This is a genomic window from Herbiconiux liukaitaii (assembly GCF_041927495.1).
GTDB classification, from domain to species: domain Bacteria; phylum Actinomycetota; class Actinomycetes; order Actinomycetales; family Microbacteriaceae; genus Herbiconiux; species Herbiconiux liukaitaii.
On sequence record NZ_JBHFHG010000005.1, the window covers coordinates 93454 to 119693 of the forward strand.

Sequence of the window (26240 nt, forward strand, 5' to 3'; positions counted from 1 at the left end):
GGAGCGTGCGCGCGCCCACCGGAACCCAGTACCCGCTCCGCCTCGAGAGCGGGGGATCCGTCGTCACGGCGGTCGTGACCGAGCTGGCGGCGGGGCTGCGCGTGCTCGAGGTCGACGGCACGGCGCTCGTGGAGACGTTCGCGGAATCGGCCACACCTCCCGGGGCCGCGGGCATCGTGCTCGTGCCGTGGCCCAACCGGGTCGCGGGCGGGCGCTGGGAGCTGAACGGCGAGCCGCAGCAGCTCGACCTCACCGAGCCCGCGAAGGGCAACGCCACCCACGGGCTGCTGCGCAACACGGGCTACCGGCTGCTGGCGCACGAGGGGCACCGCGTGCGGCAGGCGGCCACCGTGCATCCGCAGCACGGCTACCCCTTCCTGCTCGAGACCACCGTGGAGCACGAGCTCGTGGCCGACGGGCTGACGGTGACGCACACCATCCGCAACGACTCCGCGGAGGCGGCGCCCGTGGCGGTCGGGGCGCATCCGTACCTGCGGATCGGCGACGTGCCGAGCTCCGACCTCGTGCTCACGCTCGACGTGGAGACCCGCTTCCTCACCGACGAGAAGCAGATCCCGGTGTCGCAGGAGGCCGTGGCCGGCACCGACTTCGATCTCGCGCTGGGGCGGAGGGTGGGAGACCTCTCGATCGATCACGGGTTCGGCGGCGTGCGGCTCACCGACGGCCGCAGCAGCCAGACCCTGGATGCGCCGGACGGGCGGCGGGTCGAGCTGTGGGCCGACGAGAACTTCCGCTACCTGCAGGCCTTCACGCCGCCGAACTTCGCCTCGATCGACGGCCCGCGTCTGGCCGTGGCGCTCGAGCCCATGACCGCTCCCGCGAACGCGCTCAACTCGGGGGAGGGTCTGCGCTGGCTCGTGCCGGGGGAGGAGTGGACGCTCAGCTGGGGGATCCGTCTCACATCACGGCCGCAGCCGTAGCCGCAGCCGTGACGGCCGTCGCCGTCGCCGTGGTCGTCAGGAGCGCCGCGAGGGCCGCGACGGCGCCGCCGGTGGTGAGGACCACGAAGACGGCGACCCAGACCACGGCGGGGATGTGGGTGAGCCGGGCGAGCGCATCGGCGTCGGACGTGCCCGGGTGCCGCCGGCGGGTGAACCCCAGCTCGATCGCCGAGCGCACCGATCCCGCCACGAGCACGAGGCAGAGGAGGAGCGGCAGCGCCGATCCGATTCCGATCGGGAGCAGCAGCAGACCGGCCACGAGCACGGCCCCCACCGCGAGCACCACCACCCCGCCCACGACGTTGCGCACGAGGACGAGGGCCAGGAGGAGCAGCACCACGAGCCCCACGACCACCCCCACCGCCTGACCTGCGGCCGTGAGCCACACTCCGGCGAGGCCGATGATCGCGGGCCCCGGGTAGCCGGCCGCGAAGGTCAGCACGACTCCGAGCCCGCGCGGTCGCCCTCGGGAGATGGTGAGTCCGCTCGTGTCGGAGTGCACGCGGATGCCGCTCAACCGGCGCCCCGCCAGCACCGCCACGATCGCGTGGGCTCCCTCGTGGGCGAGCGTCACGGCGTACCGCGCTACGCGCCAGATCGGCGTGATCGCCACCACGAGCAGCGCGATCCCGGCCGCCACGAGCACCGACACCCCCACGGGCGCCGCGGCCCGCTCGAGCAGCAGCTCCCACATCATGCGCACGTCATCCACCCCCGCACGCTACAGGCCCCACCAGGGGGATCGTCGGGAGGAGGGTGCCGCTAGGGTGGGCAGCACAGCTACAAGGGGGAACACCATGACCGATCCACAGAGTCCTCGACCCGCCGCCGGGTGGTATCCGGAACAGGGGCAGGCATCCGAGCGGTACTGGGACGGATCGGCGTGGACCGAGCAGCGCAGGCCCCTCGCCTCGGCGCAGCAGTCGCAGCCGCCCGTGCCGCCGATGCAGCCCGCCTACCAGGCGCAGCAGCCCTACCAGCAGCCGGGGTACCAGCAGCCGCAGCAGCAGCATCCGGGGTACGGGCAGCAGCCCTACCAGCCCCAGGGCCAGCCCCCGGCGCAGCCGCCGAAGGCGGGCACCGGGCTGGCGACGACCGCGCTCATCCTCGGCATCGTCTCGATCGTCATGGCGTTCATCCCGGCCGTGTCGGTGTTCGCGGTCGTCGTGGCGCTGGCCGGCGTGATCATCGGCATCATCGCGCTCATCAAGAAGGGGCCTGCGAAGACGCGGGCGCTCATCGGCACCATCCTCTCGGGGCTGGCGTTCATCCTCGCCATCGTCATGACGTTCGTCTACGCGTTCCTGCTCGCCGGAGCGGCCATCACGTCGATCGACGACGCGATCTCGTCGTACACCCCGGAGCCGGTGCCGGTGCTCCCCACCGAGGCACCATCGATCGAGCCGTCGCCCGAGACCTCGACCGAGCCGTCTCCCGGTGGCGAGGAGCTGCAGATCGGTGTGCCGATCGAGCTCGTGCAGAGCGGGGGAGTGGCGCAGATCACCATCCTGAGAGCCACCTACGGCCCCACGACCGGCAGCGACTTCGACATCCCCGCGAGCAACGGCGGCTATCTCATCCTCGATGTGCTGTGGGAGACGAGCGAGGGTGTGACGTCGTCGAACCCGTTCTACTTCGATGCGAAGGATGCGAACGGCGTGCAGGGCGGCTACGCGATCGCGCTGCAGACGCCCCTCGGATCCGGCGACGTCCCGGTCGGCGACAGGTCGACGGGCCAGGTCGGCTACGACATCGGCCCGGGCCCCTACACGGTCACGATCCTCGACGAGCTCCTCCAGGAGCAGGCCCGCCTCACGGTAGAAGCAACCCCCCGCTGACCCGCGTCGGTCAGCGAGCTCGCGCATGACCCAGGAGAGATGGCGGCGTCTCACGGAATGGCCCCTCGCCGGGGTCGCCGCCCTCTTCCTCCTCGTCTACGCCTGGCAGATCATCGCCGACCTCTCCGGCCCCGCGGCGGTGATTACCGAGACCGTCATCGGGATCACCTGGCTCGTCTTCGTCGTCGATTACCTGGTCAACCTCGCCCTCGCGCGGCAGCGGTGGAGATGGTTCTCCCGGCATCTCCTCGACCTCGCCATCGTCGTGCTCCCGATGCTCCGACCGCTCCGGCTGCTCCGGCTGGTCACCCTCCTCAGCATCCTGAACCGGACAGCGGGCAGTGCCTTCCGCGGTCGGGTCGTGATCTACGTGGCGGGCGCTTCGGCTCTCCTCGTCTTCGTCGCTTCGCTCGCGGTGCTCGACGCCGAGAGGGGTGCGCCCGGATCGAGCATCGAGACCTTCGGAGACGCTCTGTGGTGGGCCTTCGTGACGATCACGACCGTGGGCTACGGCGATTACTTCCCCGTCACCGTCGAGGGGCGCCTGATCGCCGTGGGACTCATGCTCGGCGGCATCGCGCTGCTCGGAGTCGTGACGGCCACGATCGCCTCGTGGATCGTCGAGAAGGTGGCCCACCGCGAGGATGACGACGCGGCGGCCACGCGCCGCGACCTCCAGGCCCTCTCCGCCCAGATAGCCCACCTCCAAGCCACCCTCGATGCGCAGGGCCCCGCCTCTAGCCCGCGAGCCCCCTGACCGTCCGGACTAAACGGAGCCGCTTCGACTGATGCGCCGACTGGAGGAGGACTCCTTGGAAGGATTGGAACGGCTGCGGTCGCAATGTGAGCGTTAGACCCACCCGAGGTGCTGATGGCTATAAGGGCCGACCCGCGCACACGGAAGGGCCTCGGTGCGGAGTTCCTCCGCCCTCAGATCGGCGCTGGAAGTGCCTGTTCTGACGAGGTCGGCGTGAGGCCGATGATCAGAGTTCGTGGCGGACCGGCGTCGAGACCGTGCTGGTTGCGGGTCGGATACGATCGGCTCATGGGGATGAGCAGTGCTGTCTACGTCGCGTTCGTCGTGGCTGCGATCGTTCTGGTTCTCGTTCTCACCGCGCTCATTGCGGTGCTCTACGTTGCCCTCGTCAAGGTGTTCGATCTATGCGGGACGCGGGATCGCTCCGCCGGCAGCATCTGAGATCGGCGTCGGCGTCGGCTGCGGATGTCGGGGGCTCGGTGACATTCCGGTGGCAGGTGCCGGAGAGGTTGGTGGGCCCGGAGGGGCTCGAACCCTCGACCCGCGGATTAAAAGTCCGATGCTCTGCCAACTGAGCTACAGGCCCTCGGTTCCAGACTAGCGCCTGCTGCTGGGTCCGACGCGCGGGGAGAAGGGGCAGGATGGACGCCATGGCCGACGACTTCCACAAGCCTGCTCTGTTCGAGAGCGGGGCGCTCGACGCCTTCAAGGGCGGCGAGGATCCCGCGCAGATCAACCGGGTCGCACACGAGACCGCCGGTGCGCTGCTGAGCCGGGTGCGCGACGATCCGCAGCCCGACATCATCGAACGGCTGCTCACCTTCACCGACGAGCACGGCATCGACGCGGTCGCCGAGCTGTGGTCGCGGGCGAGCGCGCACAGCCTTCCCGGCAGCCTCTGGCGCATCTACCTGCTGCGTGTGCTCATCAGGCAGGACCCTGAGCAGACGAGCTACTTCTACGAGCGCGGCAGCACGGTGCTCCGCGGCATCGACCCCGTGCTGGCCGGCGCCGAGTCGCCGACGGGGCCCAAGGAGATCATCGATCTGGCCGATCAGATCCTGCGCGGACTCTTCACAGGGGACTTTGCGGTGGCCCTCGATCGGGCCGCCGCCTTCTGCCGGATCATGGCGCAGGGATGCGCCGCGATCGCCGACGACGCGGAGATCGGCGCCCCCGAGACGGCCTCGACACTCACCACCCGAGCCCTGCGCTTCGAGAGCATCGCCGCCGATCTGGCGCACTCCGCCACCCTCTGGCGACACGACAGCCTCGACTGATCGGTAGAATGGTGTTCGCCGGGCCGCAGTAACCCCGGGCTCCAAAATTCGCCGCTACGAGCGGCCTTCCGCCGAGAGGCGTTTCTGCGGCCCGGTGTCATCTCCGGTGTGATTCCCCCGGGCGCATCTCCGCCGCGCGGCCAATCCGATCCCGGCTCCTCTCCGAATAACGATCGTGCACGACCACCGTGCCGGATCAGCAAGAGAGAGCGAGTCCTGTCATGCTTGAACTCGTGACTTCCGATCGAGGGCCAGACGATGCTTCAGAGCCTGAGGTGTCGCTCGAATCGCTGATGCACGACATCGCCGGGGGAGACCAGCCGGCGTTCGCCGAGCTCTACGACCGCACAGCCCCTCGGGTGCTGGGTCTCGTGAAGCGCGTGCTCGTCGACCATGCCCAGTCCGAAGAGGTGGCCCAGGAGGTCTTCCTCGAGATCTGGCGCACGGCCACGAGGTTCGAGCCCACACGGGGCAGTGCGATGTCGTGGATCCTCACGATGACGCACCGCAGGGCCGTCGACCGGGTGCGCTCCTCGCAGTCCGGTCACGACCGAGACGAGCGGATCGGGCTCCGCGACATCGAGCCCTCGTACGACCACGTCTCCGAGGCGGTCGAGATCAGGATCGAGCACGAGCGGGTGAAGAAGGCGATGGCCCAGCTCACCGAGTTCCAGCGACAGGCGATCTCGCTCGCCTACTACGGCGGCTACAGCCACACCGAGGTGGCGGGGCTTCTGGGAATACCGGTGGGAACCGTCAAGACGCGATTGCGCGACGGAATGATCAGACTTCGAGATGAAATGGGGGTTAGCTCATGAACGACCGCCGAGATGCCATCGACCCGCGCGAACTCACGGGCGCCTACGCCCTCGATGCGGTGGACGCCGACGAGCGCGCCGCCGTGGAACGAGCCACCGATGCAGCGGGTTCGCTGCAGACCGAGGCCGACGAGCTGCGGGAGACCGCGCTCGTGCTCGCCCTCTCCGCCCCGCCCGTGCAGCCCTCAGAGCGGCTGAAGGCCGACCTGATGGCGAAGATCGCGATGACCCCCCAGCTGCCGGTGGAGAAGCCGACCGCGACGTCGACGACGCCCACGGAGATGCCGGTGGCCGAGCAGAAGATCGTTCCGGAGCCCGTCGACGACGCGCATCGGGATGTCTTCGTGGCCCCTGTCGCAACCGCCGCCGAGGCCAAGGCGCGCCGTCGCTGGTTCGCCGGCCCGGTCGGCCTCGTGGCCGGTGTGGCCGCCGCTGCCGCCCTCTTCGTGGGCGGAGGAGTGGTGGGCGGATCGCTCTCCGGCCCCGGAACCCCGACCGTCTCCGAGGCCTCGGCCACCCAGCTCGCCGAGATCAGCGCGGCCTCAGACGCCCAGCGCACCACGGTCGAGCTCGAGGGCGGCGCAACGGCCACCCTCGTGTGGTCCGATGAGCTCGGCCGCTCGGCCGTCGTGGCCGACGGTCTGCCCGCCCTGCCCGACGACAAGGTCTACGAGGCCTGGTACATCGACGCCGAGGGCGCCGTGCCCGCCGGCACGTTCACCGCCGGATCGGGCACCGCCTGGCACGTGCTCGACGGCACCATGGCCGAGGGCGTCACGGTGGGAGTCACGGTCGAACCCGCCGGCGGATCCGAGTCGCCCACCACCGACCCCGTGATCGTTGTCGAGTCGGCCTAGCCGCAACCCGATCCTGCACCGCACGAATCACAGAGCGCAGCACGCAGCGAAGAACCCCCGCACCCAGAAGGGCGCGGGGGTTCTTCGCTGTGAGGCTGCGGATCAACCGAAGCGGCCGCTGACGTAGTCCTCGGTGTCCTGAACCGTGGGGTTCGAGAAGATCGTGGTGGTGTCGTCGTACTCGATGAGCTTGCCCGGCTTGCCGGTGCCCGCGATGTTGAAGAACGCGGTGCGGTCCGAGACGCGCGAGGCCTGCTGCATGTTGTGGGTCACGATCACGACCGTGTACTCCGACTTGAGCTCCTCGATGAGGTCCTCGATGGCGAGCGTCGAGATCGGGTCGAGGGCCGAGCAGGGCTCGTCCATGAGGATCACGTCGGGGGAGACGGCGATCGCGCGGGCGATGCACAGACGCTGCTGCTGACCGCCGGAGAGACCGGAACCCGGCAGGCCGAGGCGGTCCTTCACCTCGTTCCAGAGGTTGGCACCGCGCAGCGACTTCTCGATCAGGTCGTCGGCATCCGACTTCGAGATGCGCCGGTTGTTGAGCTTGACGCCCGCCAGCACGTTCTCGCCGATCGACATGGTGGGGAACGGGTTGGGGCGCTGGAAGACCATGCCCACCTGTCGGCGCACGAGCACGGGGTCGACGCCCTGGCCGTAGAGGTTGTTGCCGTCGATCAGCACCTCGCCCTCGACGCGAGCGCCGGGGATGACCTCGTGCATGCGGTTGAGCGTGCGGAGGAAGGTGGACTTGCCGCAACCGGACGGGCCGATGAACGCGGTGACCGTGCGCGGTTCGATGCGCAGCGAGACGCCTTCGACGGCGAGGAAGCTGCTGTAGTAGACGTTGAGGTCGTTGACTTCGATGCTCTTTGACACGAGGGTTCCTTCGGGTTTCAGTTCCGCGTCAGCGGCCGAGTTTGGGGGAGAAGACTTTGGCGACGACTCGCGCGACCAGGTTGAGCAGCATGACGATCACGACGAGGGTGAGCGCACCCGCCCAGGCCCGGTCGATGTAGGCCTCCGCCGGCACACCCTGGTTCGCGTACTGGGTGTACACGAACACCGGGAGGGTCATCATGCGCTCGTTGAACAGGTTGTAGTTCATGCTCTGCGTGAAGCCGGCGATGATGAGCAGCGGCGCGGTCTCACCGATGACACGGGAGATGGCGAGCATGACACCCGTCGTGATGCCGGCGATCGAGGTGGGGAGCACGACCTTCACGATCGTGAGCCACTTCGGCACACCGAGCGCGTACGAGGCCTCGCGGAGCTCGTTCGGCACGAGCTTGAGCATCTCCTCGCTCGAGCGCACGACCACGGGGATCATGAGCACCGAGAGGGCCACGGCTCCACCGAAGCCGAAGCGGATGCCGGGCTGGTTGAGCACGAGGGCGAAGAAGGCGAAGGCGAAGAGGCCCGCGACGATCGACGGGATGCCCGTCATGACGTCGACGAGGAAGGTGATGGCGCGCGCCAGGTGGCCGCGACCGTACTCCACGAGGTAGATCGCGGTGAGGAGGCCGACGGGGACCGAGATGATCGTCGCCATGCCCGTGATCTCGAGCGTTCCGATGATGGCGTGCAGGGCGCCGCCGCCCTCGCCGACCACGTTGCGCATCGACCCCGTGAAGAAGTCGAGGTTGAAGCTCGGCAGGCCGTTCGAGATCGTGGTGAAGAGCAGCGAGATCAGGGGCAGGAGCGCCACCAGGAACGCGAGTGTCACCAGGGAGGTGATGAAGCGGTTCATGGCGGGCCGTGCGCCCTCGAACGAGCGCGACACCGCGTAGTTCACGATCACCCAGAGCACGGTTCCGAAGAACACGGCCCCGATGACGTTGTAGCTCTCGTTGACTCCCGCGGCGAGCAGGATGCCGAAGACGGCGGCCATGATCACGAGGCTCGCGCCGAGCAGGATCCACGGCACGGGCTTCGGCAGGATGCCGGAGGTGAGGGTGTTGGCGATCGGCGCCGAGGTCTTCGACGGCGGGGGAGTGGTGATCGTCGACATGATCTAGTTGGCTCCCGAGAAGGCCTTGCGGCGGTTGACGATGGCGCGGGCGATGAAGTTCACGGCGAAGGTGATGGCGAAGAGGATCAGGCCCGTCGCGATCAGGACGTTGACGCCGACGCCGTTGGCCTCGGGGAAGTTCAACGCGATGTTCGCGGCGATCGTGGTGGGGTTCGTCGACTGCAGCAGGGCGAAGGAGATGAGCACCTGCGGCGAGAGCACCATGGCCACGGCCATCGTCTCGCCGAGGGCGCGGCCGAGGCCGAGCATCGAGGCGGAGACGATACCGGCGCGACCGAAGGGCAGCACCGCGGTGCGGATCATCTCCCAGCGGGTGGCACCGAGCGCGAGCGCGGCCTCCTCGTGGAGCTTGGGGGTCTGCAGGAAGATCTCGCGGCAGAGCGCCGTGACGATCGGGAGGATCATGACCGCGAGCACGATGGCCACCGTGGCAACGGTGCGGCCGGTGCCCGAGACGGGTCCGGCGAAGAGCGGGATCCAGCCGAAGAGCTCGGTGAGCGTGGCCCAGAAGGGCTGCACGAAGGGGGCCAGGACCGTGATGCCCCAGAGCCCGAACACGACGCTCGGCACGGCGGCGAGCAGGTCGATGATGTAGCCCAGGCCCTGCGCGAGCTTGCGCGGGGCGTAGTGCGAGATGAAGAGGGCGATGCCGATGGCGAGCGGCACGGCGATCAGGAGCGCGAGGAACGCGGCCCAGACGGTACCGAACACCAGGGGGGCGACGTAGGACCAGAAGTTCTCCGCACCGCCCTTGAGGTCGTCGGACCCTGCGGTGAACGCCGGGATGCTCTCGGCGATCAGGAAGATGGCCACGGCGGCGAGCACCACGAGGATGAGCGATCCGGCCACGACGGTGGAGGCCGAGAAGATGGCGTCACCTGGGCGCTGCTTCGCTTTGATCGGACGCGGTGCTTCCTGCTTCGCGGGGGCGATGGTCATAGGACCTGGTCTCCTGACATCGGACTAGGAGCGGGTGTGTGCGAGGGGGTGGGTCGCGGCTTGGGGCCGGACCCGACTCTGTCCGGTCCCGTATCTCGAGAGAACGGAACCGGACAGAGTGGGTGGAGCAGTCTTACTTGATCGACTCGATCGCTGCGGCGACATCGGCCGACAGGTCGGGCGACAGCGGCGCGATGCCGGCGGCGTCGGCTGCGACAGCCTGGCCCTCGTCGCTCGCGATGTAGCCGACGTAGGCCTTCACCAGCTCGGCCGAGGCCGGGTCGGTGTACTCCTGGCAGGCGATGATGTAGCTGACCAGGACGAGGGGGTACTCGCCGGCGGTCGTGGTGGTGCGGTTGACCTCGATGGCGATGTCGTTGTCTCCACGGCCCTCGACGCGGGGCGAGCCCTCGACGACGGCTGCAGCGGCCTCGGGGGTGTAGTCCACGAACTCTTCGCCGACCTTGAGGGCGGCGACGCCGAGCTCACCGGCGCGCGAGGCGTCGGCGTAACCGATGGTGTTCACGCCGTTGGTGACGGCGTCGACGACACCGGAGGTGCCCTGAGCGCCCTCACCGGACTGGAAGGGCCAGGTGTCGGATGCCTCTTCGCCCCACGCGTCGCCCGCGTTCTGAGCGAGGTAGTCGGTGAAGTTCTCGGTGGTGCCCGAGTCGTCCGAACGGTGCACGGCGGTGATGTTCGCCGAGGGGAGGGTCGCCTCCGGGTTGAGCGCGGCGATGGCCGGGTCGTTCCAGGTGGTGATGCTGCCGTTGAAGATGTTCGCCGCGGTGGTCGCGTCGAGGTTCAGCGTGTCGACGCCCTCGACGTTGAAGATCAGGGCGATCGGCGAGATGTAGACGGGCAGGTCGATCGCGCCGGTGTCGGCGACGCAGCTGCCGAACTCTCCGGCGAGCTCCTCGTCGGAGAGGAACGAGTCCGAGCCGGCGAAGGCGGCGGCACCCGAGATGAAGCTCTCGCGGCCGGCGCCGGAGCCCTGGGGGTCGTAGTTGATGGTGACGCCCTCGTTGGCGGTCTGGAAGGCTGCGATCCAGGCCTCCTGGGCCGAGCCCTGCGAGGAGGCGCCGATACCGGTCAGGGTGCCGGAGAGGGTGGAACCGGAGTCGGTTCCTTCAGCGGCGGGGGCGCCGCCTTCGTTCGAGGCGCACGCGCTCAGGGCGAGGGCGGCGGTGAGGGCGATGACCGCGGGGGCGGCATAGCGCTTGAGCTTCACGAGGAATCCCTTTCGGAGTGATTTCAGTTCGGGCCGGTGCGGGCCCGACCTAGACGCTAAGCGACGGGACTTACGAGACTGCCGCCCCGGGGTGAACGGGAGGTGAACAACCGGATCGCTCGTGAGGAGGGGCCTGCGGCTACTGGGGTACGTGCGTCTCGATCGCGACGATGCCCGAGCCGGGGCGGTCGACCGAGAGGTGAAGCACCGAGAAACCCGCGACGGGCAGATCCGCCGCACGCGAGATGGTGGCGGCGGGGGCCGTGCCCGTGGCGAGGGCGACCTCCCGCACGATATCCGGCAGCACGGGCCCGTGGCTGCAGATCACGGCGCTCACGCGCTTGCGCACGCGCTTGCCCACGATCTCGCGCACGTCGCTCGTGCCCTCCTCGTAGGACTCCTGGCTGATGAGCGCGGTGGTCTTGGGCTCGATCCCGAGCAGCTTGCCCACGGGGGCCACGGTCTGGCGGCAGCGCCTGGCCGTGCTCGTCACGAGCTTCTGCGGGGAGAACGCCTGGAGGCTGGGCGCGATCAGCCGCGCCTGCACGAGTCCGCGCTCGGTGAGCGGTCGCTCGGCGTCGGTGCCGGCGAACTGGTAGGGCGGGGTGGCCTTGGCGTGCCGGAGCGCGATGATGGCGAAGGTGCGGGTGACCCCGTCATCGACGAGCATGCCGAAGCGCTCCACGATCTCGGCGTCGCGCTCGTAGGTGAGCGCCGCTGCCGCCTCAGCGATCGGCAGCCACTCGAGCGCCGCCACCTCACCGTTCGGCACGAAGGTGGAGGCGCGCACGGACTTGTCCGTCGCCTCGGTCGCCCAGTAGTGCACGGTCTTCTCGCGGCCGTTGGGCATCGTGTAGTGGGTGACGCCGAGGGGAACGCCGAGGGTCACGGCGAGCCCGGTCTCCTCCTCGATCTCCCTCACGGCGGTCTGCGGCAGGGTCTCGCCAGGGTCGACCTTGCCCTTCGGCAGCGACACGTCGCGGTGCGCGGTGCGGTGGATGACGAGCACCATCATGCGGCCCTCCACGAGCCGCCACACCACACCCCCCGCCGCGAAGACCGTCACCGCGTGGTTCCGGGCCGCTTGCGCTTGCTGATCCGCTGCATGAGCTCGTCCTGCAGGTCGATGCGCGGAGCTCCCTCGGCGTCGACGTCGTTGCGCACCCAGGTGCCGTCGGCTTCGAGCGACCAGGAGGCCACCGTGTCGCTCATGGCCCGCGTGAACAGGTCGTCGATCTCGGCGAGGTGCTGCGGATCGACGAGTCGCACGAGCGCCTCGACGCGGCGGTCGAGGTTGCGGTGCATCATGTCTGCGCTGCCGATGAAGACCTGCGGATCCCCCTCGTTCACGAACGAGAAGATGCGCGAGTGCTCGAGGTAGCGGCCGAGGATCGAGCGCACCTGGATGTTCTCGCTCAGGCCCTCCTGCCCCGGCTTGAGCGCGCAGATGCCGCGCACCCACACCTCGATGGGCACCCCGGCCTGGCTGGCCCGGTAGAGGCCGTCGATGATCGCCTCGTCCACGATGGAGTTGACCTTGATGCGGATGCCCGACGGCAGGCCGTTGCGGGCGTTCTCCGCCTCGGTCGCGATCCGCTTGAGAAGACCCTTCCGAAGGTGCAGGGGCGCCACGAGCAGTCGCTTGAACTTCTTCTCGATGGCGTAGCCGGAAAGCTCGTTGAAGAGCCTCGTGAGATCCTTGCCCACCTGGTCGTCGGCGGTCAGCAGCCCCAGGTCCTCGTAGATGCGCGAGGTCTTGGGGTTGTAGTTGCCGGTGCCGATGTGGCTGTAGCTCTTCAGCCGCCCCTTCTCCTGGCGGATCACGAGGGCGAGCTTGCAGTGCGTCTTGAGCCCCACGAGGCCGTAGACCACGTGCACACCGGCCTTCTCGAGCTTGCGTGCCCACGAGATGTTGGCCTGCTCGTCGAAGCGGGCCTTGATCTCCACGAGGGCGAGCACCTGCTTGCCGGCCTCCGCCGCATCGATGAGCGCCTCCACGATGGGGCTGTCACCGCTCGTGCGGTAGAGCGTCTGCTTGATGGCGAGCACGTTCGGGTCGGCGGCGGCCTGCTCGAGGAAGGCCTGCACACTCGTGGCGAACGACTCGTAGGGGTGGTGCAGCAGGATGTCGCCGCGCGAGATGGCCTTGAAGATGTCGGGCTTGGCGTTGGGCTCGGGCGGCAGCAGCGCCGCCGCCGTGGTGGGCACGTGCTTGGGGTACTTGAGGTCGGGCCGCGGGATGCGCGTGAGGTCGAAGAGGCCGCCGAGATCGAGCGGCGACGGCAGGCGGTAGACCTCCTGCTCGGTGATGTCGAGCTCGCGCACGATGAGCTCGAGGGTCACCGGATCCATGTCGTCGCTGATCTCGAGGCGGATGGGCGGGCCGAAGCGGCGCCGCAGCAGCTCCTTCTCGAGCGCCTGCAGGAGGTTCTCGGTCTCGTCCTCCTCGACCTCGACGTCCTCGTTGCGGGTGACCCGGAACACGTGGTGCTCCACGATCTCCATGCCGGGGAAGAGGTCGCCGAGGAAGCTCGAGATGAGGTCTTCGAGGGCGATGTAGCGCAGTTCGTCCGGGGTCTCGCGGTCGTCGACGCGGATGAAGCGGTTGAGCACCTGCGGCACCTTGAGGCGAGCGAACTCCTCCTTGCCGGTCTTCGAGTTGCGCACCCGGATGGAGAGGTTGAGCGAGAGTCCCGAGATGTAGGGGAAGGGATGCGCCGGGTCGACGGCGAGCGGCATGAGCACGGGGAAGATCTGCTGCGAGAAGATGTCGTGCAGGTTCTCGCGGTCGGCTTCGTCGAGGTCGTCCCAGGTGATGACCCGGATGCCGGCTTCGGCGAGATCCGGGCAGACGAGATCCTTCCAGGCGTGGGCGTGGCGCAGCTGCAGCTCGTGCGCCTTCACCGAGATGTCGTCGAGCACGTCGGTGGGGCGGCGGCCCACGTTGGTGGGCACGGCGAGGTCGGTGAGGATGCGGCGCTTGAGGCCGGCGACGCGCACCATGAAGAACTCGTCGAGGTTCGAGGCGAAGATCGCGAGGAAGTTCGCGCGCTCGAGCACCGGGAGCGACCTGTCCTCGGCGAGTTCGAGCACTCGCGTGTTGAACGCCAGCCAGCTGAGTTCGCGGTCGAGGTAGCGACCGTCGGGCAGGGCGGGCCCCGCAGCGGTCACGGCCAGCTCGTCGTAGTCGTCGTCGAAGTCTGTTCCGACTCCGGCATCGAGCGAGATCATGTCGTCGTCCATCCCCACATCATGTCACTGGTGGGTGAACTCCGATCAACTGCGGGAGGGATGAGGTATGCTCGAAATCGGATGCACTGAGTCGCGGCCGACGTTCTCCTGAAGTGTTTGTACCTGTGGCTGGAACGCATGCGGATCCTGCACTCTGTATACAGGAGCATGCGGCAGGTAAGCATGTGGTGTGAGTTCAGTCAATTCCGAGGCCGCCCGTCTGCTGGGCTCGCGCATCCGGGAGGAGCGCCAGCGCTTCGCCATCAACCAGATGGAGCTCGCCGACCTCGCCGCGCTGCACTTCACGAACCTCGGCAAGATCGAAAGAGGCCAGGCGAACCCGTCTCTCCACACCATTCTTCGCATCGCCGGGGCGCTCAATCTGAACCCCGCGGTGCTGCTCGACGGCATGACGGCCGACATGCTCCCCGAGCGGGCCCATCGCGTGACGGTGGCCGACCTCATCCGTGCTCGCGAGGAGCAGCAGCGCTCCTGATCCGGCGCTTGTGACCGGGCGCTTGTGACTCAGCGCTTCTGAATCAGCGGTCGAGGAAGTCGGCGAGGCGTGCTGCCACCGCGTCGGAGACCGTGGCGGTGCCACCGAGCACCACGATGCGCGACGGCGCGAGGCGCGAGAGCTCGGCCGCGGTCGACTCCGGAACGGAATCGCTCGTGACGAGCAGCACGGGCGCGTGGTTCGCGGCCGCGGTGGCCGAGGCTGAGAGGGCGTCGGGGAAGACGGCTCCGGAGGCCACGTAGACGGTGTGCACGCGCTCGGGGGAGAACGTGCGGGCCGAGACGGCCGCCGCCACGGTGTAGCGGTCGGCACCTCCCACGCGGGTGGCTGGAGCCCTGGCGTTCAGTGCGGCGAACGTCTGGGCCGAGACCGTCTTCACGCCGCCGAGCACGACCATCGACTCGAGATCGAGACGGTCGAGCTCGGTGCCGATCGCGGCCGGAACCGAATCGCCGGCGGTGAGGAGCACCGGGGCGCCGTCGGCGCCGGCTGCCGCGGATCCCGAGAGCGCATCCGGGAACACCTGGCCGGAGGCGACGTAGGCCGTGCGTGGAGCCTCGTCGTCGAAGGTCATGGCCGAGATCGCCGCCGAGACCTCGTAGCGGTCGGCGCCGCCCACCCGCACGACGTCGGCGCCGGTGGCACCGAGGGCCGCGGCGACGGCCCCGGAGACGGTGGCGGGCCCGCCGAGCACGACGATCCGCTCGGGGGTGAGGCGCGCCAGCTCGGCCTGCACGGGGGCGGGGAGGGCGTCGCGCGTGGTGAGGAGCACGGGGGCGCCGACGGCTGCGGCCGCGGCGGAGGCGGAGAGGGCGTCGGGGAAGACCTGACCGGAGGCGACGTAGACCGTGGCGGTGCTCGGCGAGAACGTGGAGGCCGAGACCGCCGCGGAGACGGCGTAGCGGTCCGCGCCGCCGATCCGCTGCACGGAGGGCGCAGCGCTGAGGGTGGGGAGCCAGGAGTTGTTCGACATCAGGAGCATGCTCTGCAAGGCCAGGGAATCGGCGTAGTAGCCGGCTGCTGGTGCGTCGCGGATGGCGGTCCAGACCGCATCCACCCAGCGCTGCTGCCGCCCGTCGGCCATCGCCCCCGCGCCGAACTGGGCGGTGAAGGCGAGGTTGCCGTAGGTCTGCAGGGGCGTTCCGTCGAGCTCGTAGCCCGCGCGCACGCGGTCGGGCCGAGAGCTGGTGGACTCGATGATCCACGAGCTCACACGCTCGGCCGCCGCGCGCGACGAGGCGTCGCCCACGAGGAGGGCGCTCGACGCGAGGCGCCAGGGAGTGCGCACGGCGTTCCAGTTGTGGTCGCCGTCGTAGGGCGACTCGAGGTAGCCGGGAGCGGCGGGAGCCGGCGCCGGCACGGTGCCGACCGCGAAGTCGGGGAGCAGCCCGGTGCCGGGGGAGTACGTGGTCTGCAATTCGGTGACGAGCGCCGACGTCGCCCGGCCCACCTGGCCCCAGAAGGCGTCGCCCGTGGCGTTCTCGAAGGCCGTGAAGCGGTCGAGCATGAGGTCGGAGGTGCGCGTGCCGAACCAGTACGGGCTCTCGGGCGAGACCCAGTCGCCGAGCTTCGGCAGGAACGTCTGCGGGTTGATCTCGCTGCGCTTGATGGCCGCGATGATGCGCTGCGCCTCGGCCGCGTAGTCGATGGTGCCCTCGGATCCCCATTGCGTGTCGGCGAGCAGCAGGCCGAACGCGATGTCGAGGTCGCCGTCGGTGGCCGAGCTGTTGTCGCCGGGCGTGCTCGCGCACGAGGCGTTCTGGTGCCAGGCCATGAGGTCGGCGTCGCTCGCGCTCGGGTGGTCGTCGGCGTAGCGGAAGAGCCCGTCAAAGACGGTGCGGGCCTGCGGATCGTGCCCGGCCATGAGCGCGGTGATGACCATGCCGTAGCCCTGGCCCTCCGAGACCACGCGCTTGCCGGCGGCCACCGAGCTCGAGGCGTCGACGTAGTAGCGGCCCGTTCCGCAGCCCTGCCGCACGTAGGCGGCCTTCCACCTGTCGTAGGCGGCGGCGGTGGCGGAGTCCGCCACCGCGACACCGCCCGGCGACACCGCCGCCCCGCTCGGGTAGGCAACGGCGTGCGACCCGAACGGAAGGGCAGGCGTAGCGGCAGCCTCGGCCGCTGCGACGTTCACGTCGACGCCGGCGTCCGCAGCCTCGTCCGGAGCCGCGGACGTGGCGGGGTCCGTCTCGGCGATCGCGCTCTCGGTGGGGACCGGCACGTCGGCTGCGGCGGCGCCGCCGGTCGCCCCGACGAGCAGCAGAGCCACCGTCACGGCCAGTGCGATCCCACGTGCACGCATCGTCGTCGTCATCGCACCCATTCCCTCAGCACCCCTGCCGTTCCGTTGAGGGTAGCTCACGCGGAGCGGAGGAGGGAGAGGCGGCTGGCGAGGCGGGCCGCGGAGGGGCGGGCGAGGACCTCGGTGAGGTACTGCTGCCGGTCGACGGAGGAGACGAGCACGGTGGGGATCTCGGAGTCGCACAGCACGTCGATCGCCATGAGGAACCGGCGCTGCGCCGAGCGGGGCGAGCGGGCGAACGACGGCAGCCCCGTGATGACCCAGCGCTCGCCGAAGCGGCCGGCCCAGTCGAGGTACTCCATGGTGGAGAGCGGTCGGTCGCAGAGCTCGGCGAACGAGACCCACAGCTCGCCCTCGCTCTCGCGGGCGGCGTCGACGGAGAACTCCCGGCCGCCGAGGGCGAGCCGGGTGCGCTCCTCGGGCGAGGGTGGCCGCAGCCCGTGCGCGGTGAGCGCCTCCGGGTGCAGCCAGGCACCGGACGCGAAACCCGATCCGCCGCCGATCGCCCTGGGCGTCTCGACCGTGCGGTAGTCGGTGGCGCCCGCGAGCTCGACCACGTCCATGCCGGCGAGGATGAGGGCGATGCCCGGCTCGATGATCCGGTGCCAGACCGGGTCGGGCAGCAGATCCTCCGGCGCCGAGTTCGACGACACCACGAGGGCGATGCCCCGCTCGTCGAGCAGCTCGAGCAGCCTCGTCATGAGGGCGGCGTCACCCGGATCGTTGATCTGCAGCTCGTCGAAGACCAGCAGCCCCGCGGTGCCCACCACGTCCTCGACCGCCTGCTCGAAGACCTCGCGCTCGAGCGGCCGGTGCGGCCGGCTCGGCACCTGCGGCGGCTCCTGTGGCTCCTCCGCGTCGAGCACGGGCACGGGCACGGGATGGCTGCGGTGGGCGTGCAGGCGACGGTGCAGCTCGTCGAAGAAGCGGTGCGAGTGCACCCGGCGCACGCGGTCGGGGGGCAGCGTGCGGGTGACCGCATCCAGCAGCCACGTCTTGCCCCGCCCCACCGGACCCCACACGTAGACGCCCCGCGGCCGGTCGGTGAACTCCCCGTGCCCTGTCGCGGGCGGATCGGCGGATGCGGCGGCCGCCAGCTCGGCGAGGCGGTTGAGGACCCGCAGCTGTGATGGGTCGAGTTCGAATCCGGAGCGGGCGGCGTCGGCGAGGACGAGTTCGATCGTGGAGGCGGTCACCGCCGCAGCGGGCCGGGGCGGTGCTCGTACTGCACGTCGATCGTGTGATCGGTGAAGCCGAGGGAGCGGTAGAGCGCCACGGCGCGCTCGTTGTCGCCGTCGACGTAGAGCGCGGCCTGCGTGCACCCCCGCTCGCGCAGTCGGGCAAGCCCGTGGTTCATGAGGATGCGGCCGAGGCCCTTGCCGGCGTGGCCTTCCTCGACGCCGATCACGTAGATCTCGCCCACCCGCGGGTCGGAGGGCTCGATCTTGAGCCAGTTGTACCCGACCAGGTGCCCGTCCGTCGCGCGCAGCAGCAGGAAGTCGTCGGGGTCGAACCACGACTCCGACAGCCGGAAGCGCAGGTCGTCGGCGGTGAGGCCGCCCTGCTCGTCGTGGTCGGCGAAGACGCGGGCGTTGAGCTCGACCCAGTCGTCGATGTCGTCGCCCCCGCGGAAGGTGTCGAGACGGTAGCCCTCGGGGAGCGCCAGACCCGCTTCCGCGGCGTCGGCCGGAGCAGCGGTGCCCGCCTCGCCGAGCTCCCGGCGCAGCTGCAGCAGGGTGCGCACGGCGGCGAACCGGTGCGTCGCGGCGAGTCGGCGGCTCGCGGGGTGGTCGCCATGCGCCCAGGCCAGCATCCGAGCACCGTCCGCTGCCGCACCGACGCCGGCACCCGAGCCCCCGGCGGCAGGAGCGGCCGCGGCGGGCGGGTTGCGCAGCACGATCTCGAGCAGCTGACGGCCGAGGCCCTCACCGCGCCACTCCGGGTCGATCACGAACTCGAGCTCGCCCTGCCCCACGATGGCGGCCCCCACCACGGTGACCCCGCCCCCGGCCACGCGGCGCTCGGCGAGCAGCAGCGATCGGGCGCCCTTGCCGATGTCGACGAGCGCCTGGTCGTTGAAGGGGTGCTGGCCGTCGACGAGCTCCGCTCGGGCGACGAGTCGGAGGAAGGGCTCGCGCGCCTCGTCGGGACTACTGACCGAGAGTGTGAGCGAGCCGCTCATTGTCGTCCTCGAAGAAGTTGAAGCGGTACCCCACGTTGCGCACGGTGCCGATCAGGGATTCGAGGTCGCCGAGCTTGGCGCGGAGCCGCCTCACGTGCACGTCGACCGTGCGGGTGCCGCCGAAGTAGTCGTAGCCCCACACCTCGCTCAGCAGCTGCTCGCGCGTGAACACGCGGGAGGGGTGCATAGCGAAGAAGCGCAGCAGCTCGAACTCCTTGAAGGTGAGGTCGAGCGGTCGGCCGTGCACACGCGCCGAGTAGCTCGCCTCATCGATCACCACGCCGGAGGCCTGGATCTTCGACGTCGACTGATCCTGCACCTGCCGCCCGATGGCGAGGCGGATGCGCGTGTCGACCTCGGCGGGCCCCGCCGTCTCGAGCACCACGTCGGCGGCGCCCCACTCGGCGCTCACGGCCGTGAGACCGCCCTCGGTGAGGATGAGCACGACGGGCACCCCGATGCCCGTGGTGCTGAGGATCTTGCACAGCGACCGCGCCGAGGCGAGGTCGTGACGGGCATCGACGAAGATGAGATCGCTGTTCGGAGTGTTCACGAGCTGCGCGGGTTCAGCAGGGATCTGACGCGTGCGGTGGCTCAGCAGAGAGAGTGCGGGCAACACCTCTCGGTCGACCGCAGAGGTCAGGATCAACAACTGCGCCACGTAAGATCCTCCAGAGAACGCCTGCGGTACATACTAGTCGGGCAGAATGGCGGGTATGAGTCTGCTCATGAGAAGCGTAGTCCCGGTCTGGATCCTCACGATCATCGGGGTCGTCGCCGTGGGCGTGCTGGCGTCGGCCGCCAGCTATCTCGTGCTCCTCCCCGTGGTGCTCGGCGCAGCGCTCGTGGTGACCTTCGGCATCCAGCTCATCGTGCCCGTGCGCAAGGGATTCGTGGACAGGGTGTCGGCGAGCCTCGGCGGCGCCGTGCTCATCCTGGCCGTGGCCACGGTGGTGCTCGGGCCCCTCGCCTTCGCGGCAAGCACTAAGATCTAGTCATGTCCTACGTCGCGCTCGAACTCCTGTTCATCGGCCTCCTCGGGCTTGCGTCTCTCGCAATCGCCTGGGTCTCCGGAATGGTCATCTACAAGCTGTTCCGCGGCCAGCGCTGATCCGCTGCCTCGAGCCGCGCTCATGATCGAGATCCCCACGGGCCTCCCCGCTGAACTCGTGCCCCTCTCCTGGCTCATCGGCGTGTGGGAGGGCACGGGAGTGCTCGACTACACGATCGGCGAGGGCGATTCCGCCGAGCGGGTGTCGCGTGAGTTCGGCCAGCGCGTGAGCTTCAGCCACGACGGACTGCCCTACCTCAACTACAGCTCGTACACGTGGCTCCTCGGCGATGCAGACGCCGCCGAGAAGATACCCGGCATCGACGCCGCTCCCTCCGAAGCGGGCACAGAGACAGAGACAGAGACCGAGAACGAGACCGGCGCAGGCGCCGGCGACGCGGCGACCGGTGGCACACCCACCCCCCTCACCGCCGAGACCGGCTACTGGCGCCTCAGCCGCCTGCACATCGAAGGGGATGTCGGCCCCGGCATGCTCCCCGGAGTCGGCGCGCGGCCGTTCAACACCGCCCAGTCGGTCGAGACGCTGCGCAACTCGGCCGAGGGCTTCGACATCGAGGTCTCGATCGTGCACCCCACGGGCGTGAGCGAGCTCTACCTCGGCCAGGTCAAGGGCCCGCGCATCGACCTCGCCACAGATGCCGTGGTGCGCAGCCGCACCGCCAAGGAGTACACCGCGGCGACCCGCATCTACGGGCTCGTCGACAACCACCTGCTGTGGGCGTGGGACATCGCGGCCCTCGGCCAAGACCTGCGCACGCACGCCTCGGCGCGCCTCGCCAAGACCGACTGAGCGCCGTGAACGACGCCTCGACCCGACCGGAGGCACCTGTGCCACCACTCCCCGCTCCCTTCACCACCTCGGCCCTGCTCTCGCTCCCGGGCGCGGTGGCCGGCTCCGGCGCCGACTCCGGCGTGGCCGCGCACTACGGCAACCCGCTCGGTGAGCAGCGGATGCTCGATGCGGCGCGATCCGCCGGTCTCGGTGCAGACAGTGCAGCCGGTGCGGGCTCGGGGGCACGCGATGCCGGGGCCCCGCCCGTGATCGTCGACCTCTCCGATCGTGGTGTCATCTCGGTCACGGGCCCGGACAGGCTGAGCTGGCTCGACTCGGTGACGAGCCAGAGCATCCGCGGGCTCGCCCCGTTCGAGTCGGCCGAGACCCTGCTGCTGTCGGCCAACGGCCGCATCGAGCACGCCATCAGGGTGCTCGACGACGGCGAGACGGCGTGGCTGCTCGTCGACTCCGGCGAGACCGAAGCGCTCGAGGCCTGGCTGCAGCGCATGCGCTTCATGCTGCGGGTCGAGATCGCCGACCGCTCCGCCGAGTTCGCCACGGTGGGCTGGCTCGCGGCGGGGCCCGACGGCGAAGCGGCCCCCGCTCTCGCCGAGGTGGCCGCCACCGCGCCGGATGCCGAGGGCGGCACGCGCCTCCTCACCTGGCGCGACCCCTGGCCGGAGGTCGTGACGGGTGGTGTGCAGTACGCCCAGACCGACGAGCACCCCGGCGCCGACTGGTGGTGGCGCGAGACGCTCGTGCCGCGCTCCGAGTTCGGCGGTCTCGTGACCGCCGTGCTGCGTGGCGACCTGCAGATCGCCGGGCTCCTCGCGGCCGAGGCGCTGCGTGTGGCCGCGTGGCGCCCGCGCCTCAGCACCGAGGTCGACGAGAAGAGCATTCCGCACGAGCTCGACTGGATGCGCTCGGCCGTGCACCTCTCGAAGGGCTGCTACCGCGGTCAGGAGACGGTCGCCAAGGTGCACAACCTCGGCCACCCGCCCCGCCGGCTCGTGCTGCTGCACCTCGACGGCTCCGACGGCTCACTGCCCGCGGCAGGCGACGAGGTGGCGGTGGCCGGTGCCGAGGAGACCTCCGGCACGCTCACGACGGTGGCGCTGCATCACGAGTGGGGGCCCATCGCGCTCGCCGTGGTCAAGCGGCAGCTCGATCCCGCCGCCGAGCTCCGGGTGCGCTCGGCCGACGGCGAGATAGCCGCGAGCGCCGACGAGATCGTCTCGCCCGACGCCGGTGCGGCGGTGGGCCGCGTGCCCCGGCTCCCGCGACTCGGCGCCCGGAAGACGCGCTGAGCGAGGCGTCGCGCTCCCAACGCGCCGTGGCGGGCGCTCGCGTCTCCCTCGACCGGGTGGCGTCGAGTCTGCCCGCCATCCTGCAGCTCGTGGTCGCGGCCACGGTCGCCTACTCCGTCGCCCATACCTGATCGGTCACCAGTACCCGATTGCTGCGGTCATGGTCACTCTCTCGAGCCTCGGCCTCGTGCTCGACGCCCGGCCCAGGCGGGTGCTCGAGCTCGCCATCGCGGTCACCGTCGGCATCACGGTGAGCGAGCTCATCCTGCTCGCCACCGGTCAAGGGCTCTGGCAGTTCGCCGTCACCGTGCTCGCGGCGCTCCTGGTGACACGGCTGCTCTCACCGGTGCCTGGCCTGCCCATCCTCGCCGCCGTGCAGGGCTCGCTCGTGGCGCTCATGCCGCTGCCGGAGGGCGGGCCGTTCACCCGCACCGTCGACGCCCTGGTGGGCGGCGCCGTGGCGATCGCCTGCACGGCCCTGCTCCCTCGCGACCCGCGGAGGGCGGCGAGGCGCGAGGCGCTCAAGTTCTTCAGTGCGTTCACCGCCATCGTCTCCTCCCTCACCACGGTGCTGCGCATCGGCGACCGCGCGACGGCCGAGATGGTGCTCGGTCGCGCGAGGGACACCCAGGGCCTCATCGAGCAGTGGAGGGCCTCGCTCGACTCCGCGGCGGCGGTCGCGCGCATCTCGCCGTTCCTCCGCCGCCACCGCGCCGAGCTCGCGGCTCTGCAGGTGATGCAGCTGCACATGGACCACGCCACCCGCAACCTGCGTGTGGTGAGCCGCCGGGTGAGCGTGCTGCCGGGCGACCGGGCGCGCCCGGAACTCGCCGAGCTGCTCGCGGGCATCCAGAGCGCCTCGTCGATGCTCGCGCAGAGCATCGACCACCCGGAGCTGCGACCTGTGGTGCGGCAGAGCCTCGTGCTCATCGCCATCAGGCTCGATCCGCGGAGCCTCATCCCCGGTGAGCCCTACTCCGAGGCCTCGGTGGTGGTGTCGATCCGGCCGCTCGTGCTGGACCTGCTCGCGGCGAGCGGCATGCCCCTCGACGAGGCCAGACGGGCGCTGCCCGACATCACGGTGTGATGCTCAGGAGGCGGCGCGTGCCGAGGCGATGAACGCCTCGATGAGCCGGGGATCCTTCACCCCTCTGCTGCTCTCGACCCCGCTCGACACGTCGAGGCCGGATGGCCGGAAGACACCCACCAGGCGCCCGGCGTTCTCCGGCGTCAGACCGCCGGCGAGCAGCCAGAATCCCTCGGGCCGTTCGGTGAGCTCGGCCTCGCCGAAGGTCACGCCGGCCCCGGGCTCCGCGGCGTCGATGATGAGCCGGTGCGAGTCGAGGAGGCGCCGGCGCTCGACCGAGGAGCGCGCGTAGTCTGCGGCTGAGAGCGCGCGGATGACCCGCAGCCCCTCGTCGGCGAGTGCCTCGAGGTGCTCGTCGGGCTCCGATCCGTGCAGCTGCACGGTGCCGAGGCCCGCCGCGCGAGCCATCGCGACGACCTCGCGGAGGGGCTGGTCGCGGAAGACGCCGACGGTCTCGACGGCGTCGGGTACCGCCTCGGCGAGGCGGGCGGCCTGCTCGGCGGTGACGGTGCGCGGGCTGCCCGCGGCGAACACGAAGCCCACGGCGTCGGCCCCGGCGTCGACCGCCGTGCGCACGGTGTCGGCGGTGCTCAGCCCGCAGATCTTGATGAACATGGTGCTGCCTTTCGAGGGGATGTCAGAGAGCGGATGCGGACTGCCGGCCGAGTCGGCGCACGACCTCGAGCACGCGCAGCACGTCGGCGCGCGACTCACCGCGCCGCCAGGCCAGCTCGAGCGGCAGGGTCACCCCGGAGGCCACGGGGATCGCCTCGATCCCGGGCGCCGTCACCGCGGCCGACGACTCGGGGATGAGCCCGAAGGCGCGGTTCTCCGCGATGAGGTACGAGCGGCTGCCGATGATGCGCGGCTGGCTCACCACCACGAACGGATCGAGCCCCTCCGCAGCGCACGCGGCGAGCAGGAAGTCGTAGTACTCGGGGCTCCGCTCGCGGGGCCACAGCAGCAGCGGCAGGTCGCCGAGCTGCTCGAGCGCGAGGGAGGCGGATCCGGCCAACCGGTGCTGGGTGCTGAGGGCCACCAGCAGCGGTTCGCGGCGGATGGTCTCGATGACGAGTCGCTCGCCCGGCTCGAGGAACCTGCCGATGCCGATGTCGGCCTCCTCGGCGGCGAGGGTGTGCACCACGTCGCCCGTCTCGACGGCGAGGTCGTCGATCGCCACTCCGGCGAGCTCGTCCTCGGCCACCCGCAGCAGCCGGGGCACGATCTCGTTCATGGCGCTCGGGCTCGCCGCCACGCCCACCCGGCCGGAGTGCGCGCGCCCTGCCGCTGCGGCGGCGCGACCGAACTCCGAGGCCCCGGCGAGGAGCCCGCGCGCGGCCGGCAGAAGGGCGGCACCCGCGGCCGTGAGAGCCACCGAGCGGGTGGAGCGGTCGAACAGCGACAGGTCGAGGCGCTGCTCGAGGCGGCGCACCTCCTGGCTCACGACCGACTGCGACACGAAGAGCGACTCCGCGGCACGCCCGAAGTGCAGGGTCGAGGCGACGGCGCAGAAGGCCTCCACCTGCCGCAGCGAGAATTCCATAGCGTGAGCCTATCAATCGGCGCGATTGTGGGCTTGTTGCGATCAACGCGCGCCTCGTAGGCTTCAGGGGAAGCTTTCGAACAGGAGACACCGTGTCCACAGAATTCCTCGCCATCTCGCCCGAGGTCCGCACCGCCGTGGCCGAGGGTCGCCCCGTGCTCGCGCTCGAGTCGACCATCTTCACGCACGGCCTGCCGCGCCCGCGCAACGTGGAGGTCGCGCTCGAGGCCGAGGAGACCGTGCGCGCCGCGGGCGTGGTTCCCGCCACGATCGGTCTCGTCGACGGCGTTCCCACAGTCGGCCTCAGCACCGACGAGATCGTGCGCCTCTCGAACGACGACGCGGTGGCCAAGGTCAGCCTGCGCGATGTACCCGTCGTCTCGGCCAAGAAGTGGAACGGCGGCACCACGGTGGCCGCCACCGCCTACCTCGCCGCCCTCGCCGGCGTGCGCGTCTTCTCCACCGGCGGCCTCGGCGGCGTGCACCGCGGCGCCGAGACCACGTTCGACGAGTCGGCCGACCTCGGCACCCTCGCCACCCTGCCGCTCGTGGTCGTGAGCGCGGGAGTCAAGTCGATCCTCGACATCCCGCTCACCCTCGAGCGCCTCGAGACGCTCAACCTCGCCGTGGTGGGCTACCGCACCACCGACTACCCCGGCTTCTACATCTCCGACTCCGGCTACGACATCGAGTACTCGGTCGACGGCCCCGAGGAGATCGCCCGCATCGTCGCAGCGCGCGACGCCCTCAAGATCGCGTCGACCCTTCTGGTTGCGAATCCGGTGGCCGCCGACAAGCAGCTCGACCCCGCCGTGCACGACTCCGTGCTCGCCGAGGCCCTCGCCGCAGCCGACGCCGCGGGCATCTCCGGCAACGACACCACGCCGTTCCTGCTCGACTACGTGCAGCGCACCACCGGTGGTGTGAGCCTCGACGTCAACGTGGAGGTCTACCGCGGCAACGTGGCCCTCGGCGCGCAGATCGCGCTCGCCCTCGGCGCGTAGTCGGATTCCTCGCCGTGGAAGCGGCCGGATGGCATCGGCGAGGCCGAGGATTGGGTACCGTAGTGCCATGAAGATGCGAAAGCTCGTTCCCCTCACGGTCACCACCCTCGCCTTCGCCTTCGCGCTGGCCGGCTGCACGGTCACCGGCCCCACCGAGAACTTCTCCGGTCTGCCCGACGAGGAGCAGATCGTCACCGAGAGCGAGGCCGGCGAGGACTCCGCGCTGCAGGCGTTCTGGCTGCACGAGGGCGCCCAGATCGGCATCGCCATCTCCGGCAGCTCCACGTGCCCCGTGATCGGCTCGCAGATCATCGTGGTCGACCCCGCCGGGGAGGGCAACACGGTCGAGATCACGACCGTGCCGCAGGCCGACGACCAGATCTGCACCATGGACTTCGTGCCGCACACCTCGGTGTTCTGGACCCCCGACTTCGTGACCACCACCGAGCCCCTCACCGTGCGGGTCGGCGACCAGGAGGTCGAGCTCCCCATCAAGTAGGGGA

Annotated in this window: 27 protein-coding genes and 1 tRNA gene; 14 read left to right on the forward strand and 14 right to left on the reverse strand. The window is 70.2% G+C overall.

Annotated features, from left to right (window positions below; genetic code table 11):
* Positions 1–5 precede the first annotated feature (5 nt).
* Entirely contained in the window at positions 6–941 is a 936-nt protein-coding gene (locus tag ACEXQC_RS12070) for an aldose 1-epimerase family protein (RefSeq protein ID WP_374822338.1), read from the forward strand.
* On the opposite strand, the gene ACEXQC_RS12075 is transcribed toward ACEXQC_RS12070, so the two are convergent.
* The gene (locus ACEXQC_RS12075) at positions 919–1674 is read right to left on the reverse strand and encodes a M50 family metallopeptidase (protein ID WP_374822341.1); all 756 of its coding nucleotides are present in this window, start codon (positions 1672–1674) and stop codon (positions 919–921) included. The genes ACEXQC_RS12070 and ACEXQC_RS12075 overlap by 23 nt on opposite strands.
* 85 nt (positions 1675–1759) lie before the next feature.
* Between ACEXQC_RS12075 and ACEXQC_RS12080 the strand changes: the two genes are divergently transcribed.
* The 3 genes from ACEXQC_RS12080 (at position 1760) to ACEXQC_RS12090 (ending at position 3998) form a co-directional block, all read left to right on the forward strand.
* Positions 1760–2800, forward strand: a complete 1041-nt coding sequence (locus tag ACEXQC_RS12080) for a DUF2510 domain-containing protein (protein WP_374822343.1) — start codon at positions 1760–1762, stop codon at positions 2798–2800.
* A gap of 25 nt (positions 2801–2825) precedes the next feature.
* Entirely contained in the window at positions 2826–3557 is a 732-nt protein-coding gene (locus ACEXQC_RS12085) for a potassium channel family protein (RefSeq protein ID WP_374822346.1), read from the forward strand.
* 294 nt (positions 3558–3851) lie between these two features.
* Positions 3852–3998, forward strand: a complete 147-nt coding sequence (locus ACEXQC_RS12090) for a hypothetical protein (protein WP_374822349.1) — start codon at positions 3852–3854, stop codon at positions 3996–3998.
* 69 nt (positions 3999–4067) lie between these two features.
* On the opposite strand, the gene ACEXQC_RS12095 is transcribed toward ACEXQC_RS12090, so the two are convergent.
* Positions 4068–4143 (reverse strand) — tRNA-Lys (locus ACEXQC_RS12095).
* Between the two features lie 64 nt (positions 4144–4207).
* Here ACEXQC_RS12095 and ACEXQC_RS12100 point away from each other — a divergent pair.
* The 3 genes from ACEXQC_RS12100 (at position 4208) to ACEXQC_RS12110 (ending at position 6512) form a co-directional block, all read left to right on the forward strand.
* Positions 4208–4837 (forward strand): DNA-directed RNA polymerase subunit beta, encoded by a 630-nt coding sequence (locus tag ACEXQC_RS12100; protein WP_374822352.1) that lies wholly within the window; start codon positions 4208–4210, stop codon positions 4835–4837.
* 221 nt (positions 4838–5058) lie between these two features.
* Positions 5059–5655 carry a sigma-70 family RNA polymerase sigma factor gene (locus tag ACEXQC_RS12105; RefSeq protein ID WP_374822355.1) on the forward strand — a complete coding sequence of 199 codons (597 nt, stop codon included), beginning with the start codon at positions 5059–5061 and terminating at the stop codon, positions 5653–5655.
* Positions 5652–6512 (forward strand): anti-sigma factor, encoded by an 861-nt coding sequence (locus tag ACEXQC_RS12110; RefSeq protein ID WP_374822358.1) that lies wholly within the window; start codon positions 5652–5654, stop codon positions 6510–6512. Before ACEXQC_RS12105 ends, ACEXQC_RS12110 begins: the two co-directional genes overlap by 4 nt.
* A 102-nt stretch (positions 6513–6614) precedes the next feature.
* On the opposite strand, the gene pstB is transcribed toward ACEXQC_RS12110, so the two are convergent.
* The 6 genes from pstB to ACEXQC_RS12140 all read right to left on the reverse strand — a co-directional run bounded on the left by pstB (position 6615) and on the right by ACEXQC_RS12140 (position 13960).
* Entirely contained in the window at positions 6615–7394 is a 780-nt protein-coding gene (gene pstB, locus ACEXQC_RS12115; RefSeq protein ID WP_374822361.1) for a phosphate ABC transporter ATP-binding protein PstB, read from the reverse strand.
* Between the two features lie 28 nt (positions 7395–7422).
* Positions 7423–8526 (reverse strand): phosphate ABC transporter permease PstA, encoded by a 1104-nt coding sequence (gene pstA, locus ACEXQC_RS12120; RefSeq protein WP_374822364.1) that lies wholly within the window; start codon positions 8524–8526, stop codon positions 7423–7425.
* A 3-nt stretch (positions 8527–8529) separates the two neighbouring features.
* Positions 8530–9486 carry a phosphate ABC transporter permease subunit PstC gene (gene pstC, locus ACEXQC_RS12125; protein WP_374822367.1) on the reverse strand — a complete coding sequence of 319 codons (957 nt, stop codon included), beginning with the start codon at positions 9484–9486 and terminating at the stop codon, positions 8530–8532.
* 133 nt (positions 9487–9619) lie between these two features.
* Entirely contained in the window at positions 9620–10717 is a 1098-nt protein-coding gene (gene pstS / locus ACEXQC_RS12130) for a phosphate ABC transporter substrate-binding protein PstS (RefSeq protein WP_374822370.1), read from the reverse strand.
* Positions 10718–10856: 139 nt separating this feature from the next.
* Complete coding sequence (locus ACEXQC_RS12135) at positions 10857–11783, reverse strand: NUDIX hydrolase (RefSeq protein ID WP_374822372.1); 927 nt, start codon at positions 11781–11783, stop codon at positions 10857–10859.
* Positions 11780–13960 (reverse strand): RNA degradosome polyphosphate kinase, encoded by a 2181-nt coding sequence (locus ACEXQC_RS12140; protein WP_374822375.1) that lies wholly within the window; start codon positions 13958–13960, stop codon positions 11780–11782. Before ACEXQC_RS12140 ends, ACEXQC_RS12135 begins: the two co-directional genes overlap by 4 nt.
* A gap of 178 nt (positions 13961–14138) precedes the next feature.
* Here ACEXQC_RS12140 and ACEXQC_RS12145 point away from each other — a divergent pair, with 178 nt between their 5' ends.
* On the forward strand, positions 14139–14444 hold the full coding sequence (locus ACEXQC_RS12145) for a helix-turn-helix domain-containing protein (protein ID WP_374822378.1): 306 nt from the start codon (positions 14139–14141) through the stop codon (positions 14442–14444).
* A 43-nt stretch (positions 14445–14487) separates the two neighbouring features.
* Here the strand turns inward: ACEXQC_RS12145 and ACEXQC_RS12150 are convergent, their stop codons facing one another.
* The 4 genes from ACEXQC_RS12150 to ACEXQC_RS12165 are packed head-to-tail and all read right to left on the reverse strand — an operon-like array spanning position 14488 to position 19610.
* On the reverse strand, positions 14488–16779 hold the full coding sequence (locus ACEXQC_RS12150) for a glycosyl hydrolase family 8 (RefSeq protein WP_374822380.1): 2292 nt from the start codon (positions 16777–16779) through the stop codon (positions 14488–14490).
* A 44-nt stretch (positions 16780–16823) separates the two neighbouring features.
* Entirely contained in the window at positions 16824–17963 is a 1140-nt protein-coding gene (gene zapE, locus ACEXQC_RS12155) for a cell division protein ZapE (protein WP_374822383.1), read from the reverse strand.
* Entirely contained in the window at positions 17960–18949 is a 990-nt protein-coding gene (mshD, locus tag ACEXQC_RS12160; protein WP_374822386.1) for a mycothiol synthase, read from the reverse strand. Before mshD ends, zapE begins: the two co-directional genes overlap by 4 nt.
* Complete coding sequence (locus ACEXQC_RS12165) at positions 18918–19610, reverse strand: response regulator transcription factor (RefSeq protein ID WP_374822389.1); 693 nt, start codon at positions 19608–19610, stop codon at positions 18918–18920. The genes mshD and ACEXQC_RS12165 overlap by 32 nt, the downstream gene beginning before the upstream one ends.
* A 67-nt stretch (positions 19611–19677) precedes the next feature.
* Here ACEXQC_RS12165 and ACEXQC_RS12170 point away from each other — a divergent pair, with 67 nt between their 5' ends.
* The 4 genes from ACEXQC_RS12170 (at position 19678) to ACEXQC_RS12185 (ending at position 23190) form a co-directional block, all read left to right on the forward strand.
* Positions 19678–19944 (forward strand): hypothetical protein, encoded by a 267-nt coding sequence (locus ACEXQC_RS12170; protein WP_374822391.1) that lies wholly within the window; start codon positions 19678–19680, stop codon positions 19942–19944.
* A gap of 138 nt (positions 19945–20082) precedes the next feature.
* Positions 20083–20811: a nitrobindin family protein gene (locus tag ACEXQC_RS12175; protein ID WP_374822394.1), complete on the forward strand. Its 729-nt coding sequence runs from the start codon at positions 20083–20085 to the stop codon at positions 20809–20811.
* A gap of 38 nt (positions 20812–20849) precedes the next feature.
* On the forward strand, positions 20850–22103 hold the full coding sequence (ygfZ, locus tag ACEXQC_RS12180; protein ID WP_374822397.1) for a CAF17-like 4Fe-4S cluster assembly/insertion protein YgfZ: 1254 nt from the start codon (positions 20850–20852) through the stop codon (positions 22101–22103).
* Positions 22104–22263: 160 nt separating this feature from the next.
* The gene (locus tag ACEXQC_RS12185) at positions 22264–23190 is read left to right on the forward strand and encodes an FUSC family protein (RefSeq protein ID WP_374822400.1); all 927 of its coding nucleotides are present in this window, start codon (positions 22264–22266) and stop codon (positions 23188–23190) included.
* 3 nt (positions 23191–23193) lie between these two features.
* Here ACEXQC_RS12185 and ACEXQC_RS12190 read toward each other — a convergent pair whose 3' ends face one another.
* The gene (locus tag ACEXQC_RS12190) at positions 23194–23805 is read right to left on the reverse strand and encodes a phosphoribosylanthranilate isomerase (RefSeq protein ID WP_374822403.1); all 612 of its coding nucleotides are present in this window, start codon (positions 23803–23805) and stop codon (positions 23194–23196) included.
* 22 nt (positions 23806–23827) lie between these two features.
* On the reverse strand, positions 23828–24733 hold the full coding sequence (locus ACEXQC_RS12195) for a LysR family transcriptional regulator (RefSeq protein ID WP_374822406.1): 906 nt from the start codon (positions 24731–24733) through the stop codon (positions 23828–23830).
* A gap of 92 nt (positions 24734–24825) precedes the next feature.
* Here ACEXQC_RS12195 and ACEXQC_RS12200 point away from each other — a divergent pair, with 92 nt between their 5' ends.
* Together ACEXQC_RS12200 and ACEXQC_RS12205 are read left to right on the forward strand one after the other, a co-directional pair.
* On the forward strand, positions 24826–25737 hold the full coding sequence (locus tag ACEXQC_RS12200; RefSeq protein ID WP_374822409.1) for a pseudouridine-5'-phosphate glycosidase: 912 nt from the start codon (positions 24826–24828) through the stop codon (positions 25735–25737).
* A 67-nt stretch (positions 25738–25804) separates the two neighbouring features.
* Positions 25805–26236, forward strand: a complete 432-nt coding sequence (locus tag ACEXQC_RS12205) for a hypothetical protein (protein WP_374822412.1) — start codon at positions 25805–25807, stop codon at positions 26234–26236.
* Positions 26237–26240 lie beyond the last annotated feature (4 nt).